Annotated in this window: 14 protein-coding genes; 5 read left to right on the forward strand and 9 right to left on the reverse strand. The window is 71.5% G+C overall.

All coding sequences use genetic code 11. From position 1 onward, the window contains the following. Positions 1-53: 53 nt before the first annotated feature. Positions 54-596, reverse strand: coding sequence for an acyl-CoA thioesterase (locus ACWCP2_RS25265; protein ID WP_450910858.1), 543 nt, complete (start codon positions 594-596; stop codon positions 54-56). Between the two features lie 106 nt (positions 597-702). On the opposite strand from ACWCP2_RS25265, the gene ACWCP2_RS25270 reads away from it, so the two are divergent. Then, positions 703-2,052, forward strand: a complete 1,350-nt coding sequence (locus tag ACWCP2_RS25270; protein WP_450910859.1) for an LCP family protein — start codon at positions 703-705, stop codon at positions 2,050-2,052. 90 nt (positions 2,053-2,142) lie between these two features. Here ACWCP2_RS25270 and ACWCP2_RS25275 read toward each other — a convergent pair whose 3' ends face one another. Further along, positions 2,143-3,225 carry a sugar phosphate nucleotidyltransferase gene (locus ACWCP2_RS25275; RefSeq protein WP_450910860.1) on the reverse strand — a complete coding sequence of 361 codons (1,083 nt, stop codon included), beginning with the start codon at positions 3,223-3,225 and terminating at the stop codon, positions 2,143-2,145. Positions 3,226-3,451: 226 nt separating this feature from the next. After that, positions 3,452-4,624, reverse strand: coding sequence for an acyl-CoA dehydrogenase family protein (locus tag ACWCP2_RS25280; RefSeq protein ID WP_254387593.1), 1,173 nt, complete (start codon positions 4,622-4,624; stop codon positions 3,452-3,454). Positions 4,625-4,875: 251 nt separating this feature from the next. On the opposite strand from ACWCP2_RS25280, the gene ACWCP2_RS25285 reads away from it, so the two are divergent. Both ACWCP2_RS25285 and ACWCP2_RS25290 read left to right on the forward strand, forming a co-directional pair. Next, positions 4,876-6,228, forward strand: coding sequence for a UDP-glucose dehydrogenase family protein (locus tag ACWCP2_RS25285; RefSeq protein ID WP_450910861.1), 1,353 nt, complete (start codon positions 4,876-4,878; stop codon positions 6,226-6,228). A gap of 162 nt (positions 6,229-6,390) precedes the next feature. Then, positions 6,391-7,689, forward strand: coding sequence for a glycosyltransferase 87 family protein (locus tag ACWCP2_RS25290; RefSeq protein ID WP_450910862.1), 1,299 nt, complete (start codon positions 6,391-6,393; stop codon positions 7,687-7,689). Positions 7,690-7,696: 7 nt separating this feature from the next. Here the strand turns inward: ACWCP2_RS25290 and ACWCP2_RS25295 are convergent, their stop codons facing one another. The 4 genes from ACWCP2_RS25295 to ACWCP2_RS25310 all read right to left on the reverse strand — a co-directional run bounded on the left by ACWCP2_RS25295 (position 7,697) and on the right by ACWCP2_RS25310 (position 11,868). Further along, positions 7,697-8,806, reverse strand: a complete 1,110-nt coding sequence (locus ACWCP2_RS25295) for a membrane dipeptidase (RefSeq protein WP_450910863.1) — start codon at positions 8,804-8,806, stop codon at positions 7,697-7,699. A gap of 172 nt (positions 8,807-8,978) precedes the next feature. Beyond that, entirely contained in the window at positions 8,979-10,190 is a 1,212-nt protein-coding gene (locus ACWCP2_RS25300) for a dipeptidase (protein ID WP_450910864.1), read from the reverse strand. Next, on the reverse strand, positions 10,187-10,732 hold the full coding sequence (gene purE / locus ACWCP2_RS25305) for a 5-(carboxyamino)imidazole ribonucleotide mutase (protein WP_450910865.1): 546 nt from the start codon (positions 10,730-10,732) through the stop codon (positions 10,187-10,189). Before purE ends, ACWCP2_RS25300 begins: the two co-directional genes overlap by 4 nt. Beyond that, complete coding sequence (locus tag ACWCP2_RS25310; RefSeq protein WP_450910866.1) at positions 10,729-11,868, reverse strand: 5-(carboxyamino)imidazole ribonucleotide synthase; 1,140 nt, start codon at positions 11,866-11,868, stop codon at positions 10,729-10,731. Before ACWCP2_RS25310 ends, purE begins: the two co-directional genes overlap by 4 nt. Before the next feature lie 223 nt (positions 11,869-12,091). Here ACWCP2_RS25310 and ACWCP2_RS25315 point away from each other — a divergent pair, with 223 nt between their 5' ends. Continuing rightward, on the forward strand, positions 12,092-12,643 hold the full coding sequence (locus tag ACWCP2_RS25315) for a GtrA family protein (RefSeq protein ID WP_450910867.1): 552 nt from the start codon (positions 12,092-12,094) through the stop codon (positions 12,641-12,643). A gap of 65 nt (positions 12,644-12,708) precedes the next feature. On the opposite strand, the gene ACWCP2_RS25320 is transcribed toward ACWCP2_RS25315, so the two are convergent. Together ACWCP2_RS25320 and ACWCP2_RS25325 are read right to left on the reverse strand one after the other, a co-directional pair. Beyond that, positions 12,709-13,974: an ATP-binding protein gene (locus ACWCP2_RS25320; protein WP_450910868.1), complete on the reverse strand. Its 1,266-nt coding sequence runs from the start codon at positions 13,972-13,974 to the stop codon at positions 12,709-12,711. A 95-nt stretch (positions 13,975-14,069) separates the two neighbouring features. Further along, positions 14,070-14,747, reverse strand: coding sequence for a response regulator transcription factor (locus tag ACWCP2_RS25325; RefSeq protein WP_450910869.1), 678 nt, complete (start codon positions 14,745-14,747; stop codon positions 14,070-14,072). Positions 14,748-15,243: 496 nt separating this feature from the next. On the opposite strand from ACWCP2_RS25325, the gene ACWCP2_RS25330 reads away from it, so the two are divergent. Further along, on the forward strand, positions 15,244-16,761 hold the full coding sequence (locus ACWCP2_RS25330) for a peptide MFS transporter (RefSeq protein ID WP_450910870.1): 1,518 nt from the start codon (positions 15,244-15,246) through the stop codon (positions 16,759-16,761). The last annotated feature ends 75 nt before the right edge of the window (positions 16,762-16,836 follow it).

Raw genomic sequence — 16,836 nt, forward strand, 5'->3', positions numbered from 1 at the left:
ACGCTCCCCCTGGGGGGGCCGGCGTCCGGAGGTCGGCGTCCAGAGGTCGGCGTCTAGAGGTCGGCGTCCAGCCCCTGCGCGGACCGCTCCTCCCGCAGGTCGCGGATGGCCTGGCGGCGGGCGAGCCGGTGGGTGCGGCGGATCTGGGCCTCCTGGTAGCGCCGCTCGTCCCGCTCCGTCTCGGGGAGGACGGGGGGCACCTGGCGGGGCTTGCCCTCGGCGTCGACCGCGGCGAAGACGAGGTAGGCGCTGCCGACCTGGGTGGCGGGGGTGGACTCGTTCCACCGCTCCGCGAGGACGCGTACGCCGATCTCCATGGAGGAGCGGCCGGTCCAGTTGCACTGGGCCTTGACGTGGACGAGGTCGCCTACGCGGACCGGGGCGAGGAAGGCCATCTCGTCCATGGAAGCGGTGACCGCCGGGCCGCCGGAGTGGCGGCCGGCCACGGCACCGGCCGCGTCGTCCACCAGCTTCATGATCACTCCGCCGTGCACCGTGCCGAGCAGGTTGGTGTCATTGGCGGTCATGATGTGGCTCAGGGTGGTGCGGGACGCCGAGATCGGCTTTCCCGGCAGCTCGCCCGGTATCTCTGTCATGGGGACAGCTTAAGTGCGGCTCGCTGGTGTCAGGTGTGCAACAGCACCGGTACGAAGAGCCGCCGGGGGTGTTCCGCGGCCCTCCCCGCCAGGCATTCTTGGGCACATGAGTGACTGGGACGGGTGGAGCGGCGAGCAGGACCAGCGTGGCCGCCGCGATGACGGGTACGGCCGCGGCAGCGGTCAGGCGGAGCCGGAAGGCGCACAGCGGATGAGGCACGTCCAGCGGCCCGGCCCCCAGGCGTCCCGGCAGCCGCAGCAGCCGCCGCAGCCCCGGCAGCCCCCGCGCCGCCCGGCCCAGCCGCCGGCCGGGCCCGCCTACGTGCCTCCGCAGCAGGGCGGCTCGTACGACGGCGGCGCAAGCTACGACAGCGGTTACAACACCGGCCAGGTCTACGGCGGCGGCCAGCCGCCCAGCGGCCCGCGCGGGCGCGGTGCGGGCGGCCCCGGCGGCCCGGCCCGGCCGGCGGGTCCGGCCCCGGACTGGCGCAAGCGGATCAAGATCGGCTCGATCGTGCTGGTGTCCGGCCTGCTCGTGACGGGCATCGGCACCTACTTCTGGGCCGACTCCAACGTGCGCCGCGAGGTCGACCTCTCCAAGGTCATCGAGCGCCCCAAGGAGGGCGACTGCACGACCTACCTGATCGTGGGCTCCGACAGCCGTGAGGGCATGTCCGCCGAGGACAAGAAGAAGCTCCACACCGGCTCGGCCGAGGGCAAGCGCACCGACTCGATGATGATCCTCGCCAAGTGCTCCAGCGGGAACACGATGATCTCCCTGCCGCGCGACTCCGACGTGGAGATCCCCTCCTTCGTCGGCTCGGAGTCGGGCAAGAAGTTCGCGGGCACGGGCAAGCGCACCAAGCTGAACGCGGCGTACGCGCAGGACGGCCCGGAGCTGCTGGTACGGACGGTGGAGTTCAACACCGGCCTGCGCATCGACCACTACGCGGAGATCGGTTTCGCCGGCTTCGCGAACATCGTGGACGCGCTGGGCGGGGTGGAGCTGAACATCGACAAGGGGTTCAAGGACGAGAAGTCCGGGGCCGACTTCAAGGAGGGCACCCAGACGCTGAACGGCGAGCAGTCGCTGGCCTACGTACGGACCCGCTACGCCTTCGCCGAGTCGGACCTGCAGCGGACCAAGAACCAGCAGAAGTTCCTGTCGGCGCTGGCGAGCCAGGCGGCGACCCCCTCGACGATCCTGAACCCGTTCGCGCTGTACCCGGTGCTGGGCGCGGGTCTGGACACGCTGATCGTGGACAAGGACATGGGGCTGTGGGACATGGGGTCGATGTTCTTCGCGATGAAGGGCATCAGCGGCGGTGACGGCGTGTCCATGAACATGCCGATCTCCGGCCAGCGCGGCGGCAACCTCGTCTGGGACAAGGCGAAGGTGCAGCAGCTGGTGCAGCAGATCCAGAAGGACGAGAAGGTCACCGTCCGCGGGAACTGATCACGCGGACCGGTCACGCGGACCGGTCACGGAGCCGGGCGCCCCACGCGGGGCGCCCGCCCCGGCTCAGGCGTCGGCTCAGGCGTCGGCTCAGGCGTCGGAGGAGAAGCGGATCGCCGCGTCGGGCAGCCGCGCCCCGCACCAGACCCGGGCCCCGGCGCGGAGCTCGTTGTCGGCCCCCACCTCGGCTCCGTCCCCGATGACGGCGGCGTCCAGTACGGTCCGCGCGCCCACCGAGGCACCGGCGCCGATCAGGCTCGCGGACACCTGCGCGTCGGGGCCGACGACCGCGTCCGCCAGCACGATGGAGCCCTGGACCACCGCGCCCGCCTCGATGCGGGCTCCGGCGCCCACGACGGTGCCCCCCGACAGCTTGGCCCCGGCCGCCACGTGGGCGCCGGGCAGGACGAGGGACTCGCCGCGGCGTCCGGGGACGGCCGGGGAGGGCACGACGCCGCGGACCAGGTCGGCGGAGGCCTGGATGATCGCCTCCGGCTTGCCGAGGTCCATCCAGTACGTGTTCTCGGTGACCCCGTGCAGCGTGGCCCCGGAGGCGAGCAGCCCGGGGAAGGTCTCGCGCTCCACGGAAACGGACCGCCCGGCCGGGATGGTGTCGATGACGCTGCGCCGGAAGACGTAGCAGCCGGCGTTGATCTGGTCGGTGACGATCTCCTCCGGCGTCTGCGGCTTCTCCGTGAAGGCCAGCACCCGCCCGTGGGCGTCCGTGGGGACCAGGCCGAAGGCGCGCGGGTCGTCGACCCGGACCAGGTGCAGGGAGACGTCGGCGTCGGCCGCCTTGTGCGATTCGACGAGCCCGGCGATGTCCAGGCCGGTGAGGATGTCCCCGTTGAAGACGAGCACGGAGGAGTCCGGGCCGCCGGTGAGCAGCCGGGCCGCGTTGCGGATGGCGCCGCCGGTGCCCAGCGGCTCGTCCTCGACCACGTACTCCAGGTGGACCCCGAAGTCGGACCCGTCCCCGAAGTAGGGCTCGAAGACCTCGGCGAGGTAGCAGGTCGCCATCACGATGTGCGTGACGCCCGCGGCTGCGGCGCGGGCTATCTGGTGGGCGAGGAAGGGAACACCTGCCGTGTGCACCATCGGCTTCGGCGTGTTCACCGTGACGGGGCGCAACCGCGTCCCCTGTCCGCCGACCAGCAGGATCGCTTCGGTCATTTGCGTTCTCCCCAACCGGTTCCGGCGTACGAAGGTCCAAATTTAGCCCATCCGGGGGGTCCCCAGGGCGCTGGTGCCGGATGTGCGCGGCCGTCTGCGCCGCAGGCCAGGGCCCTGGGTGGCATATGGGTCGGCGTGGCCGGAAAATTGCCGCCCCGGGCGCGGGAAACGCGAGGTCCCCCGGTCGTCGATCGGGGGACCTCGCGTCCGGCGGGGGGGCGGGCCGCTACGGCAGGTTGCGGGCCATGACGATCCGCTGGACCTGGTTGGTGCCCTCGTAGATCTGGGTGATCTTCGCGTCGCGCATCATGCGCTCCACCGGGTAGTCCCGGGTGTAGCCGTAGCCGCCGAGGAGCTGGACGGCGTCCGTGGTGACCTCCATGGCCACGTCGGAGGCGAAGCACTTGGCCGCGGCGCCGAAGAAGGTGAGGTCCTCGTGCGGGCCGCCGCCGGAGACGCGCTCCGAGCGGGCCGCGGCCGAGTAGGTCAGCTGGCGGGCGGCCTCGATCTTCATGGCCATGTCCGCGAGCATGAACTGCACGCCCTGGAAGTCGCCGATCGGCTTGCCGAACTGCTTGCGCTCCTGGACGTAGCCCTTGGCGTAGTCCAGGGCGCCCTGGGCGATGCCCAGCGCCTGGGCGGCGATGGTGATGCGGGTGTGGTCGAGGGTCTTCATCGCGGTGGCGAATCCGGTGCCCTCGGCGCCGATCATGCGGTCGGCCGGGATGCGGACGTTGTCGAGGTAGACCTCGCGCGTCGGGGAGCCCTTGATGCCGAGCTTCTTCTCCGGGGCGCCGAAGGAGACGCCCTCGTCGGACTTCTCGACCACGAAGGCCGAGATGCCCTTGGAGCGCTTCTCCGGGTCGGTGACGGCCATGACCGTGTAGTACTCGGAGACGCCGGCGTTGGTGATCCAGCGCTTGACGCCGTTGAGCACCCAGAAGTCGCCGTCGCGCACCGCGCGGGTCTTCATGCCGGCCGCGTCGGAGCCCGCGTCGGGCTCGGAGAGGGCGTACGAGAACATCGCGTCGCCCTTGGCCAGCGGGCCGAGGTACTTGGCCTTGAGCTCCTCGGAGCCGGAGAGGATCACCGGGAGCGAGCCGAGCTTGTTGACCGCCGGGATGAGGGAGGAGGAGGCGCAGACGCGGGCCACCTCCTCGATCACGATCACGGTGGCGAGCGCGTCGGCGCCGGCGCCGCCGTAGGACTCGGGCACGTGGACGGCGTGCAGGTCGCTGGCGACGAGGGCGTCCAGGGCCTCCTGCGGAAAGCGGGACTCCTCGTCGACCGCGGCGGCGAAGGGCATGATCTTCGCCTCCGCGAGCGCGCGGACGGACTCGCGGAGCATGTCGTGCTCCTCGGCCGGGCGGTACAGGTCGAAGTCGGCAGAACCCGCCAAGATCTCTCACTCCCCAGGTGGTGCGTGGTGTTAACTACCGTTAAGTAGCCCAAGCTTAGTGTCCGCCCGCCGACCGCGACACGGCCGTCGCACGTGAGTTGCGTGACAGCGGAGCCGGTGCGGGCGGCGCGGAGACGGCCACGGGATGGCCGGCGGGCGGCGGACGGGTGACGGACGCCGGAATGCATCCCCGGTCACCGGCCCGACTATGCTCGGTTGCCGCGCACGGCCCCGCACCTCCAGGAGCACTCATGGCCCCCCTCAAGATCACTGTGATCGGCACCGGATACCTCGGCGCCACGCACGCCGCCGCGATGGCGGAGCTGGGGTTCGAGGTGCTCGGACTGGACGTGGTGCCGGAGAAGATCGCCCTGCTGGCCTCCGGCCGCGTCCCCATGTACGAGCCGGGGCTGGAGGAACTGCTGGCCGCGCACGTGGCCGGACTGCCGGGCTCCACGGGCCGGCTGCGCTTCACCACCTCCTACGAGGAGGCCGGCGCCTTCGGCGACGTCCACTTCGTCTGCGTGAACACCCCGCAGAAGCACGGCGAGTACGCCTGCGACATGGGTTACGTCGACTCCGCCGTGGAATCGCTCGCCCCGCACCTGACCCGGCCCGCCCTGGTAGTCGGCAAGTCCACCGTGCCCGTGGGCTCCGCCGAGCGCCTCGCCGCGAAGCTGACCGCGCTCGCCCCGGCCGGCGAGGAGATCGAGCTCGCCTGGAACCCGGAGTTCCTGCGCGAGGGCTTCGCCGTCCAGGACACCCTGCACCCGGACCGGATCGTCATCGGGATCGACGGCGAACGGGGCGCGCACGCCGAGAAGCTCCTGCGGGAGGTCTACGCGACCCCCATGGGCGAGGGCACCCCGCTGGTCGTCACCGACTTCCCCACCGCCGAACTCGTCAAGACCGCGGCCAACTCCTTCCTCGCCACGAAGATCTCCTTCATCAACGCCATGGCCGAGGTCTGCGAGGCCGCCGGCGGCGACGTGGTGAAGCTGGCCGAGGCCATCGGCCACGACGAGCGCATCGGAAAGAAGTTCCTGCGCGCCGGCATCGGTTTCGGCGGCGGCTGCCTGCCCAAGGACATCCGCGCCTTCATGGCGCGGGCCGGCGAGCTCGGCGCCGACCAGGCCCTGACCTTCCTGCGCGAGGTCGACTCCATCAACATGCGCCGCCGCGGCCACATGGTCGAGCTGGCCCGCGACGCCGTCGGCGGCTCCTTCCTCGGCAAGCGGGTCGCCGTCCTCGGCGCCACCTTCAAGCCCGACTCCGACGACGTCCGCGACTCCCCCGCGCTGAACGTGGCCGGCCAGATCCACCTCCAGGGCGGCCAGGTCACCGTCTACGACCCCAAGGGCATGGACAACGCCCGCCGCGTCTTCCCCACCCTCGGGTACGCCGACACCGCCCTGGACGCCGCCCGCGGCGCCGAGGTCGTCCTGCACCTCACCGAATGGCGGGAGTTCCGCGACCTGGACCCCGCCGCCCTCGGCGAGGTCGTCACCGACCGGCTCGTCCTCGACGGGCGCAACGCCCTCGACCCGGCCCTGTGGCGCGCGGCCGGCTGGACGTACCGCGCGATGGGCCGTCCCCGCGCCTGACCTGCGCGGCCGTCCACCCGCAGGCCGCGCGCCGTCCACGCGCCGGCCCCGTGGCGGCCCCCGATCCGGTTCGTTGCGGAATGCGCCGCCCCACATCTCGTCACCCGATCGTTGGCGGGAGCCACCGGGGCCGCGCGCCCGGGATCGCTAGACTCACAGCCGATGACCAGTACGAGCAGGACCATCGACTCCGCACTCCGCGGACGCGCCGGCCGTCTGGCCATGGCGGGCTTCTGGCTGGCCACCCGGACCCTGATGGTGGTCCTCCTGGTGGTCAACCTGCACGGCACCTCCTCGGTGCGCGTGGAGATCACCCAGACCTACAACAACTGGTACGACGTCCTCGTCACGGGATCCATGCCGCACGACGACGTCATGTGGCAGTACCCGCCGGCCGCGGCGGCGATCTTCCTCTCGCCCGACCTGCTCCCCTTCCTCAGCTACTTCCAGGCCTTCGTCGCCCTGACCGTCGTCTGCGACGCGCTGATCGCCGTGGGCCTGGTCCGCGCCGCCCGGCGCGCCGACGGCAGCCTGGCCGGGGCCGTGCTGTGGCTGACCACGCTGCCGCTGCTGCTGTCGCTGCCCTTCGGCCGCTACGACCTCCAGGTCACCCTGCTCGCCGTCGGCTCGCTGCTGTGCCTGCGCTTCCGGCGCAAGCTCGGCGGCGTCCTCGCCGGAGTCGGCGCCCTGGTGAAGGTCTGGCCGCTGCTCGCGCTGATCGGCACCCCGCGCGGGCGCACCACCCGCGACGCCGTCGTCTCGGCCGTGGCCGCAGGGGCCGTCCTGCTCGCCGTGCTCGCGCTGTTCTTCCGCGACACCCTCGGCTTCCTCGGCAACCAGGGCAACCGCGGCATCCAGGTCGAGTCCCTCGGCGGCTCGGCCCTGATGTTCGGCAAGCTGGTCGGCGCCTGGTCCGGGAAGGTCGAAGTCCGCTACGGCGCCTACGAGTACCTCGGCCCGTACGTCTCCAGCGTCGCCCTGCTCTCCGTCGGCCTCACCCTCGTCGGGTTCGCCTGGCTGCTGCTGTGGCGGGTGAAGGCCCGGCGCTGGACGACCGCGACCCCGCTGGACGCCGCGCTGTGCGCCATCCTCGTCTTCACCATCACCAGCCGCGTGCTGAGCCCGCAGTACCTCATCTGGCTGGTCGGGCTCGCGGCCGTCTGCCTGACCTGCAAACACACCACGCAGCGGCCGGTGGCCTGGCTGATCGTGGCCTCGACCGCGCTCAGCACGGCGATCTACCCGCTGGCCTACGGCTCGCAGATCCTTCCGGGCACCGGCTTCGGCACCTTCCTCCTGGTGCTCCGCAACGGCCTGCTCGGCTGGGCCGCCGTCTGGTCCTGTCTGCTCCTGTGGCGGGCGAGCGTCAGCCCCCTCCCCGAAACGGGGTCCGGAGCGGATGGCAAGGCCGTCTCCGTCCCGGCACCCCAGGTCGACTCCGGAGTGCCGGCCCGCGTCTGACTCCCGCTCAGGACGCCCTGCGGTGCTGCGCCGCGCGCGCCGTGAACTCCGCGTCGCGCACCACCCGCTGGGCATTGCCCCAGGTGAGCAGGGCCAGGTCGGTCTCCGGCCAGCCCCGCTCCAGCAGTTCCGCGATCAGCCGCGGATAGCCCGAGGGGTCCGTCAGCCCGGCCGGCCGGCGGATGCCCGGCTCGGCGCCGAAGCCGGCGCCCAGACCCACGCAGTGGGGGCCCGCGACGGCCCGTACGTGCTCCACGTGGTCCGCGACCGCGTGCAGGGAGTCCCCGGTGAGCGCGGTGTCGAAGCTGACCATCGCCAGCCCGCCCGCCGCGCGCAGCGCGAGCAGTACCTCGTCGGTCACGTTGTCCGGGTGCGGGTTGAGGGCGGCCGCCCCGGTGTGCGAGATGATCACCGGTGCCTTGGAGGCCGCGGCGAGCTGGCAGGCCGGTGCGGGCGGGCAGCCCCGGAGGTCCAGCACCATCGCCAGCCGGTTCATCTCCTTGACCACCTCGTGGCCGAAGGCGGTCAGCCCCTCCATCGCCCACGAGGCGCCGGCCGGCGCGAGGATCCGTACGCCCAGCGCGTGGAAGGCGCGCAGCGCACCCAGCGAGTCCGTCAGGGTGCGGCCGGACACGGGCCCGAGGAAGGAGGCGATGCGGCCCCGGTTGCGGGCGTCCGCCAGGTCGTCGGCGGTCAGCGCGAGGCAGAGGCTGTCGGGGTACCGGCGCATCAGGGCCAGCGCCCCGTCGATCTGTTCGAGGGTGTCGGACACCACCTGGTCGGTGGCCGCGGCCTCGCGCGGCATCAGCAGCGACCAGAACTGCGCCCCCACTCCCCCGGCGCGCAGCCGCGGGATGTCGGTGTCGACGCCCGTGTCCGAGGTCTCGATGTCGTGGTACGGACTGGTCCGCAGGGTCCAGACGAGGGTGTTGCTGCCATCCGCGACGGGATGGACGCTCAGCAGTGCGGCGGCCCGGTCCAGGGCGCCCGGCAGCAGCGCGCCGGTGGGATCCTCGGCTCCTAGGGAACCGGGGCCCACGGGGGTCACCGGGTTCGTGTGCGGTTCGTCCTGCAGGTCGGCCATGGGGTGCGCTCCGGTCTCGGCGGCTGTGTCCATGCGAAAAGCAGCGGGAGAGAAGCAGGAAAGATGTTGCCACCGTGACATGTGGGACGCCGGAGGCGCCCGGCGGATGTGGCGTTCGGGTGTAACCAGCAGGTCTGCGCTGGTCACGGCCCGTACGCCGGATCCGCCGGGCGCCCCGGTCAGGACACCGCGGGACCCCTCGGCCTCACACCGGGAGCACCGCGTTGGACGGGCCCCTGGAAGCCGACTGCTCGCGCGCCACGGCTTCGGCGTCGCGCAGCGTCCGTACCGCGTTCGACCAGGTCAGCTTGGCCAAGTCGGCCTTCGACCAGCGGCGGGCCAGCAGCTCGGCGACCAGGTTGGGGTACCCGGCCACGTCGTCCAGCCCGGACGGGGTGAAGGCGGTGCCGTCGTAGTCCCCGCCGATGCCGATGTGGTCGACTCCGGCCACCTCGCGCATGTGGTCGAGGTGGTCGGCGACCGTGGCGGCCGTGGCCACCGGGCGCGGACGCGCCTCCTCGAAGGCCCGGTGCAGGGCCATCGCCCCGGGAGTGGTGTCGAGGTGGTGGTAGCCGTGCGCGCGCAGGTTCTCGTCGGCGGCCAGGGTCCACTCGACGGCTTCCGGGAGGATGAACTTGGGCACGAAGGTGGCCATCGCGACCCCGCCGTTGGCGGGCAGCAGCGCCAGCACGTCGTCCGGGATGTTGCGCACGTGGTCGCAGACGGCCCGGGCCGAGGAGTGCGAGAAGACCACCGGCGCGGCCGTGACCGCGAGCGCGTCGCGCATCGTGGCCGGGGCGACGTGCGAGAGGTCGACGAGCATGCCGATCCGGTTCATCTCGCGGACGACCTCGCGGCCGAAGTCGCTCAGCCCGCCGTGCCGGGGCTCGTCGGTCGCCGAATCCGCCCAGTCGATGGTGTCGTTGTGCGTGAGCGTCATGTACCGCACGCCGAGCTGGTGCAGGGCGCGCAGGGTGGCGAGCGAGTTGTTGATGGAGTGCCCGCCCTCGGCGCCCATCAGCGAGGCGATCCGGCCCCCGGCCCGGGCCGCCTCCATGTCGTCGGCCGTCAGCGCCCGCACCAGGTCGCGCGGGTAACGGTCGATCAGCTGGGCGACGGCGTCGATCTGCTCCAGGGTGGCGCTGACCGCCTGGTCCCCGGCGTAGTCGGAGCGCACGTAGACCGACCAGAACTGCGCGCCGACCCCGCCGGCGCGCAGCCGGGGGATGTCGGTGTGCAGGTGGCCCTTCTGGTCGCGGCCGATGTCGCGCCGGTCCAGGTCGTAGCGCACGGTCTCGCGCAGGGCCCAGGGCAGGTCGTTGTGCCCGTCGACGACCGGGTGCTCGGCGAGCAGTTCCCGCGCGGCGTCCAGGTGCGGGGCGGCGTCCGCGCCGCCGGCGGCCCCGACGGGGGTCACTTGCCGAATCCGAAGGAGTCCTGGCCGGCGACCTTGTTGCGCAGCCGCTTCCCCTTCTCGGTGGCCTGGTCGTTGAGGTCCTGGAGGAAGTCGCTCATACGGGCCCGCAGCTCCGGGTCGTGCGCGGCCAGGATCCGTACGGCGAGCAGCCCGGCGTTGCGGGCCCCGGCGATCGAGACGGTGGCGACGGGGATCCCGGCCGGCATCTGGACGATCGACATCAGGGAGTCCATGCCGTCGAGGTACTTCAGCGGGACGGGCACGCCGATGACCGGCAGCGGGGTGACGGAGGCGAGCATCCCGGGCAGGTGGGCGGCGCCGCCCGCGCCCGCGATGATCGCCTTGAGGCCGCGCCCGTCGGCCTGTTCCCCGTACGCGATCATCTCGCGCGGCATCCGGTGCGCGGAGACCACGTCGACCTCGTAGGGGATCTCGAACTCGTCGAGGGCCTGGGCGGCGGCCTCCATGACGGGCCAGTCGGAGTCCGAGCCCATGACGATGCCGATGACGGGAGCTGCGGGAGCTGCTGCGGAGGTGCTCATTCTTGGATGGTTCCTCTGAGGTAGCCGGCTGCGTGACGTGCGCGCTCCAGCACATCGTCCAGGTCGTCGCCGTAGGTGTTGACGTGGCCGACCTTGCGGCCCTGTTTCACGTCCTTGCCGTACATGTGGATCTTCAGCTGGGGGTCGTGGGCCATGCAGTGCAGGTAGGCCGCGTACATGTCGGGGAAGTCCCCGCCGAGCACGTTGCACATGACCGTCCAGGGGGCGCGGGGGCGCGGGTCGCCGAGGGGGAGGTCCAGGACGGCCCGGACGTGGTTGGCGAACTGGGAGGTGATGGCACCGTCCTGCGTCCAGTGGCCGCTGTTGTGCGGGCGCATGGCCAGTTCGTTGACCAGGATCCGGCCGTCGGTGGTCTCGAAGAGCTCCACGGCCAGGTGGCCGGTCACGCCGAGCTCCTTGGCGATGCGCAGGGCCAGGGCCTGGGCCTCGCCGGCGAGGGCCTCCGACAGGTTCGGGGCGGGGGCGATGACCGTGTCGCAGACCCCGTCCACCTGGATGGATTCCACGACGGGGTAGGACACCGCCTGGCCGTGCGGGGAGCGGACGATGTTGGCCGCGAGCTCGCGGACGTAGTCCACCTTCTCCTCGGCCAGGACCGGGACGCCCGCCTTGAACGGGGCCTCGGCGTCCGCCGGCGTGCGGACGAACCACACGCCCTTTCCGTCGTACCCGCCGCGCACCGTCTTGAGGATGACGGGGAACCCGCCGACCTCCTCGGCGAAGGCGGCCGCGTCCGCCGGATCGCTCACGATCCGGTGGCGGGGGCTGGGCGCGCCGATCGCGTCGAGCCGGGCGCGCATCACCCCCTTGTCCGCGGCGTGCACCAGCGCGTCGGGCCCCGGGCGGACGGGGATGCCGTCCGCTTCCAGGGCCCGCAGGTGCGCGATGGGCACGTGCTCGTGGTCGAAGGTGATCACGTCACAGCCGCGCGCGAAGGCGCGCAGGGTCTCCAGATCGCGATAGTCGCCGATGACGACGTCGCTCACGACCTGGGCCGCCGAGTCCTGTGGGGTGTCACTGAGGATCTTGAATCTGATGCCGAGGGGGATACCCGCCTCGTGGGTCATGCGGGCGAGCTGTCCGCCGCCGACCATGCCGACTACCGGGAACGTCACTCCTCCAGGGTATCCGGCGGTATTCCGCCATCCGGACCCACCCGGAGACGGGCCTGGCCGGTACCCGCCGCTCGCGCGCGGCGGGTGTGCCGTGTGTCGCACGGTGTCCGAAGGCGCAGACGTAGCGATGGGGCGACACTTAGCATGGGCGCGCACGGTCAAACGTGTGACGTAAACGTGCGACGCCTCATACGGGGGCCCCGAAGACAGGACTGAGCCTCATATGAGCAAGCCGGAGAACGGATCCGTCCTCGACCGCGTGCGCGGGCTCGCGCGCGAGATCGCCAGGTTCGGGGCCGTCGGCGGGCTGGGCGTCCTGGTCAACCTGGGCGTCTTCAACCTGATCCGGCAGGTCACCGACCTCCAGGTGGTGCGCGCGAGCGTGATAGCCACTCTGGTGGCCATCGTCACGAACTACCTGGGCTTCCGCTACTTCGCCTACCGGGACCGGGCCGACCGGACCGGGGCGGGCCGCACCCGTGAGCTCGGTCTGTTCGTCGCGTTCAGCGCGATCGGGCTCGTGATCGAGAACGGCATCCTCTTCACGGCCACGTACGGCTTCCACTGGGACGGGCCGCTCGCCTCGAACTTCTTCAAGTTCACCGGCATCGGCATCGCCACCGTGTTCCGCTTCTGGTCCTACCGCACCTGGGTCTTCAAGGCCCTGCCGACGCCGCCCGCGACCTCGCTGGTCGTCGAGCAGCGCGACGGCCAGGGCGCGGCGGACGCGCCGGCCGCCCCGTCGGCGCGTACGCCGGAGACCGCCGCGAACTGAGCGCCCGCCGCCCCCGCCGCCCTGCCGGTTCCCGCCCTCCCGCCCTCCCGCCCTCCCGCCCGCCCTCAGCGGACCGTCTGCTCCGGCTCCGCGCGCTCCGGCGCGGTCCGGCTCAGGAACAGGGCGAACACCGGCGGCTGGGTCTGGAGCAGCTCCAGGCGGCCGCCGTCGGCCTCCGCGAGGTCCCGGGCCACGGCGAGGCCGATGCCGGTGGAGTTGCGGCCGCTGATGGCCCGCTCGAAGATCCGGTTGCCGAGGTCCGACGGGACGCCCGGTCCCTCGTCCGTGACCTCCAGTACGGCCTGGTTGCCGATCACGCGGGTCCGCAGCGCCACGGTGCCGCCGCCGTGCATGAGGGAGTTCTCCACCAGCGTCGCCAGGACCTGCGAGACCGCGCCGGGGGTGCCCACGGCGCGGATGCCGGTCTTCCCGGAGCGGACGACGGCCCGGCCGGCGCTGCGGTAGGCGGGGCGCCACTCCTCCAGCTGCTGTTTGACGACCTCGTCCAGGTCGAAGGGGACGGCCGAGCCCGTGCGGGGGTCCCTGGAGTTGGTCAGCAGCCGCTCGACCACGTCCGTGAGCCGCTCCACCTGGGTGAGGGCGATCGTCGCCTCCTCCCGTACGGTCTCCAGGTCGTCGGTGACGGTGATCTCCTCCAGCCGCATCGACAGGGCCGTCAGCGGGGTCCGCAGCTGGTGCGAGGCGTCCGCGGCCAGGCGCCGCTCGGCGGTGAGCATGCGGCCGATCCGCTCGGCGCTGGAGTCCAGTACGTCCGCGACCCGGTCCAGCTCGGGGACCCCGTACCGCTTGTGCCGGGGCCGCGGGTCGCCCGATCCGAGCCGCTCGGCCGTCTCGGCGAGGTCGGTCAGCGGGGAGGCCAGCCGGTTGGCCTGGCGTACGGCGAGCAGAACGGCCGCCACGACGGCCAGCAGGGCGACGGCGCCGACCACGGCCAGGGTCCGGCCCACCTCGCGGGTGACGGTGGAGCGGGACTCCTCGACGACCACGACCTCGCCCTGCTCCCCGCGGGCGGTGCCCCGGACGACGCTGTCGGCGATGGGCGTCCCGATCTCGACCGGTGCGCGGCCGGGGATCGTGATCCGGGCGTACCGGCCGTCACCGAGCTGTCCGGCGAGCGCGCCGGGGTCGAGCGGCTTCCTCTCCAGGACGTCGCTCTCGACGGCGCCCACCAGCCGCAGCGCCTCGGACTCGATGCGGTCCTGGGCGCTGCTGGTGATGGTGCGGGTCTCGACGATGACGAGGGAGACCCCGAAGACGGCGATGACGACGAGCACCACGGCGAGCGTGGAGTTGATCAGGCGGCGGCGCATGACTCCGAGAATGCCCTACATATCCGGATGTACGGTCCCGGGCGGTCGCCCCGCTCCGTCGCCGCGCTCCGTCGCCGCGCTCCTCGAAGGTGCTGTCAGCTCTTCTCGAAGCGGAAGCCGACCCCGCGGACGGTGGCGATGTAGCGGGGGTTCGCCGCGTCGTCGCCGAGCTTCTTGCGCAGCCAGGAGATGTGCATGTCGAGGGTCTTGGTGGAGGACCACCAGGTGGTGTCCCAGACCTCGCGCATGAGCTGGTCGCGGGTCACGACCCGGCCCGCGTCGCGGACGAGGACCCGCAGCAGGTCGAACTCCTTCGCCGTGAGCTGGAGCTCCTCCTCGCCCATCCAGGCGCGGTGCGATTCGACGTCGATCCGCACCCCGTGGGTGGCCGGGGACTGCGAGGCCTCGTTGGCGCCGCGCCGCAGGAGGGCCCGGACCCGGGCGAGCAGCTCGGCGAGCCGGAAGGGCTTGGTCACGTAGTCGTCGGCGCCGGCGTCCAGGCCCACGACCGTGTCGACCTCGTCGGCGCGGGCGGTGAGGACCAGGATCGGGAACCCGTGGCCCTCGGCGCGCAGCCGGCGGGCGACCTCCAGCCCGTCCATGCCCGGCAGTCCCAGGTCCAGGACGACCAGATCGATACCGCCCTGCAGTCCCGCGTCCAGGGCGGTGGGGCCGTCCTCCCGGACCTCGACCTCGTACCCTTCCCGGCGCAGGGCGCGGGCCAGGGGTTCCGAGATGGATGCGTCGTCCTCGGCGAGCAGTACACGCGTCATGTGGGTGATGGTAGTCCGCGGCGGGGGAAAGAAGAGGCCCGCCTGCAGGCCCCTGTACATCTGGGTTCACGAACTACTAACGGCCTTCGAATGTGCGTGGTTGGTTCCACCGCAGCCTGTGATCCATATCTCAAGTGCTTTCATATGCGGCACTGTCGTGTCGTATGGTGTCGAGACGCCTGATGCACTACCCCCACGAGACTTTCGAGCGAAAACCAGCCGAAAGTCTCTATTTCTGCCCTGATCGGGCAGGCATTGTTGTCGCACCGCCCGTTCCGGGCAACAGATGACAGTGAATGACCTATGGGCCGGGCCCTGCGCGCGATGGAGCGCGACAGGGCGTGGATCCCGGTTACGGATGTTCCTTCGTCTTCGCCCCCGCGGAGCGAGACCCCCGGGCGTGGGGTCCGGACCACCCGCTGCCGGTACCGGCCACCCCTCACCGGGCGCCGTTGAGCTCACGAAGCCGCGCGTCCCGAGCAAGCAAGGATCGACCATGGCTTCCAGCCTGACGAAGGGCTCGGTGGACCCCTCCACCGAGAAGACCTTCTTCGGACACCCCCGTGGCCTGGCCACTCTGTTCATGACCGAGATGTGGGAGCGGTTCTCCTACTACGGCATGCGCGCCCTCCTCGTGTACTACCTGGTCTCGGGCGGCGCCGACGCCGCCACGGGCAGCCAGGGCGGCGGCCTGGCGATGACCGCGGCGACGACCACGGCCATCTACTCCGTGTACGTCTCGATGGTCTACCTCATGGCCATGCCGGGCGGATGGTTCGGTGACCGCGTCTGGGGTGCCCGCAAGACGGTGGCCATCGCCGGCTTCGTGATCATCGCCGGTCACGTGTCCCTGGCCGTCCCGGGCCAGGCGATGTTCTTCGTCGGTCTGATCCTGGTCGCGGCCGGTTCCGGTCTGCTGAAGGCCAACATCTCCACGATGGTCGGCCACCTGTACGACGGTCCCGAGGACCCCCGCCGCGACGGTGGCTTCACGCTCTTCTACATCGGCATCAACCTCGGTGCCTTCGTCGCCCCGTTCATCGTCGGAACGGTCGGCAAGGAGCACAACTGGCACCTGGGCTTCGCCCTCGCCGCCGTCGGCATGGCGCTGGGCCTCGCCCAGTTCCTGCTCGGCACCAAGCACCTGAGCCCGAAGAGCAACCTGGTCCCGAACCCGCTGTCCCCCGAGGAGCGCAAGGCCGTCCTCACGAAGGTCGCGCTCACGGTCCTGGGCATCGCCGTCTTCTACGGCGCCGTGGTCGCCCTCGGTGCCTACACGCTGAACTGGGCGCTGGTCCCGCTGACGCTGGCCGGCCTGTTCATCCCGATCGCCGTACTGGCGCGCATCAAGCGCGACAAGGACCTGTCGGGCACCGAGCAGAAGAAGATGACCGCGTACATCTTCTTCTTCATCGCCGCCGCCGTCTTCTGGATGATCTACGACCAGGGTGGCTCCACGCTGTCCCTGTTCGCGGACAAGAACACCGCCGACACCATCTTCGGCCTCGGCTTCTCGGCCACCTGGTACCAGTCGCTGAACCCGCTGTTCGTGATGGCCCTGGCGCCGGTCTTCGCCTGGCTGTGGCTGTGGCTGGCCCGCAAGAACCAGGAGCCGAACACCATCGTGAAGTTCGCGATGGGCCTGGTCCTGGTCGGCGCCTCGTTCTTCGTCTTCATCGTCCCGATGAACATGACGGGCGACGGCACCCTGGTCTCCCCGATGTGGCTCGTCTCGATCTACATGATCCAGACCATCGGTGAGCTGTGCCTCTCCCCGGTCGGCCTCTCGGTCACCACGAAGATGGCGCCGCAGAAGTACGCCTCCCAGATGATGGGCGTCTGGTTCCTCGCGGTCACCGCCGGTGACTGCATCACCAGCCTGCTCTCCATCGCCAAGGTGGACCTGAACGGCACCTGGATCATCGGTTTCGAGGCCTTGGCCGCGGTGGCCGCGGGCGTCGCGGTCTACGCGTACCGCAAGAAGGTCCAGGCGCTGATGGGCACCGTCCACTGACGCGCCCCCAGCCCTGAACGGCCCGGCACACCTCGCGGTGTGCCGGGCCGTTCCGTTGTGCCGCTGCCGCGGGTG

The organism is Streptomyces sp. NPDC002104, from assembly GCF_053593795.1.

What these genes read in the sequence shown, in the direction of transcription:
- ACWCP2_RS25265 (WP_450910858.1), bottom strand. Translation starts at nt 596, where the DNA reads ATGACAGAGATACCGGGCGAGCTGCCGGGAAAGCCGATCTCGGCGTCC.
- ACWCP2_RS25270 (WP_450910859.1), top strand. Translation starts at nt 703, where the DNA reads ATGAGTGACTGGGACGGGTGGAGCGGCGAGCAGGACCAGCGTGGCCGC.
- ACWCP2_RS25275 (WP_450910860.1), bottom strand. Translation starts at nt 3,225, where the DNA reads ATGACCGAAGCGATCCTGCTGGTCGGCGGACAGGGGACGCGGTTGCGC.
- ACWCP2_RS25285 (WP_450910861.1), top strand. Translation starts at nt 4,876, where the DNA reads ATGGCCCCCCTCAAGATCACTGTGATCGGCACCGGATACCTCGGCGCC.
- ACWCP2_RS25290 (WP_450910862.1), top strand. Translation starts at nt 6,391, where the DNA reads ATGACCAGTACGAGCAGGACCATCGACTCCGCACTCCGCGGACGCGCC.
- ACWCP2_RS25295 (WP_450910863.1), bottom strand. Translation starts at nt 8,806, where the DNA reads ATGGACACAGCCGCCGAGACCGGAGCGCACCCCATGGCCGACCTGCAG.
- purE (WP_450910865.1), bottom strand. Translation starts at nt 10,732, where the DNA reads ATGAGCACCTCCGCAGCAGCTCCCGCAGCTCCCGTCATCGGCATCGTC.
- ACWCP2_RS25315 (WP_450910867.1), top strand. Translation starts at nt 12,092, where the DNA reads ATGAGCAAGCCGGAGAACGGATCCGTCCTCGACCGCGTGCGCGGGCTC.
- ACWCP2_RS25320 (WP_450910868.1), bottom strand. Translation starts at nt 13,974, where the DNA reads ATGCGCCGCCGCCTGATCAACTCCACGCTCGCCGTGGTGCTCGTCGTC.
- ACWCP2_RS25325 (WP_450910869.1), bottom strand. Translation starts at nt 14,747, where the DNA reads ATGACGCGTGTACTGCTCGCCGAGGACGACGCATCCATCTCGGAACCC.
- ACWCP2_RS25330 (WP_450910870.1), top strand. Translation starts at nt 15,244, where the DNA reads ATGGCTTCCAGCCTGACGAAGGGCTCGGTGGACCCCTCCACCGAGAAG.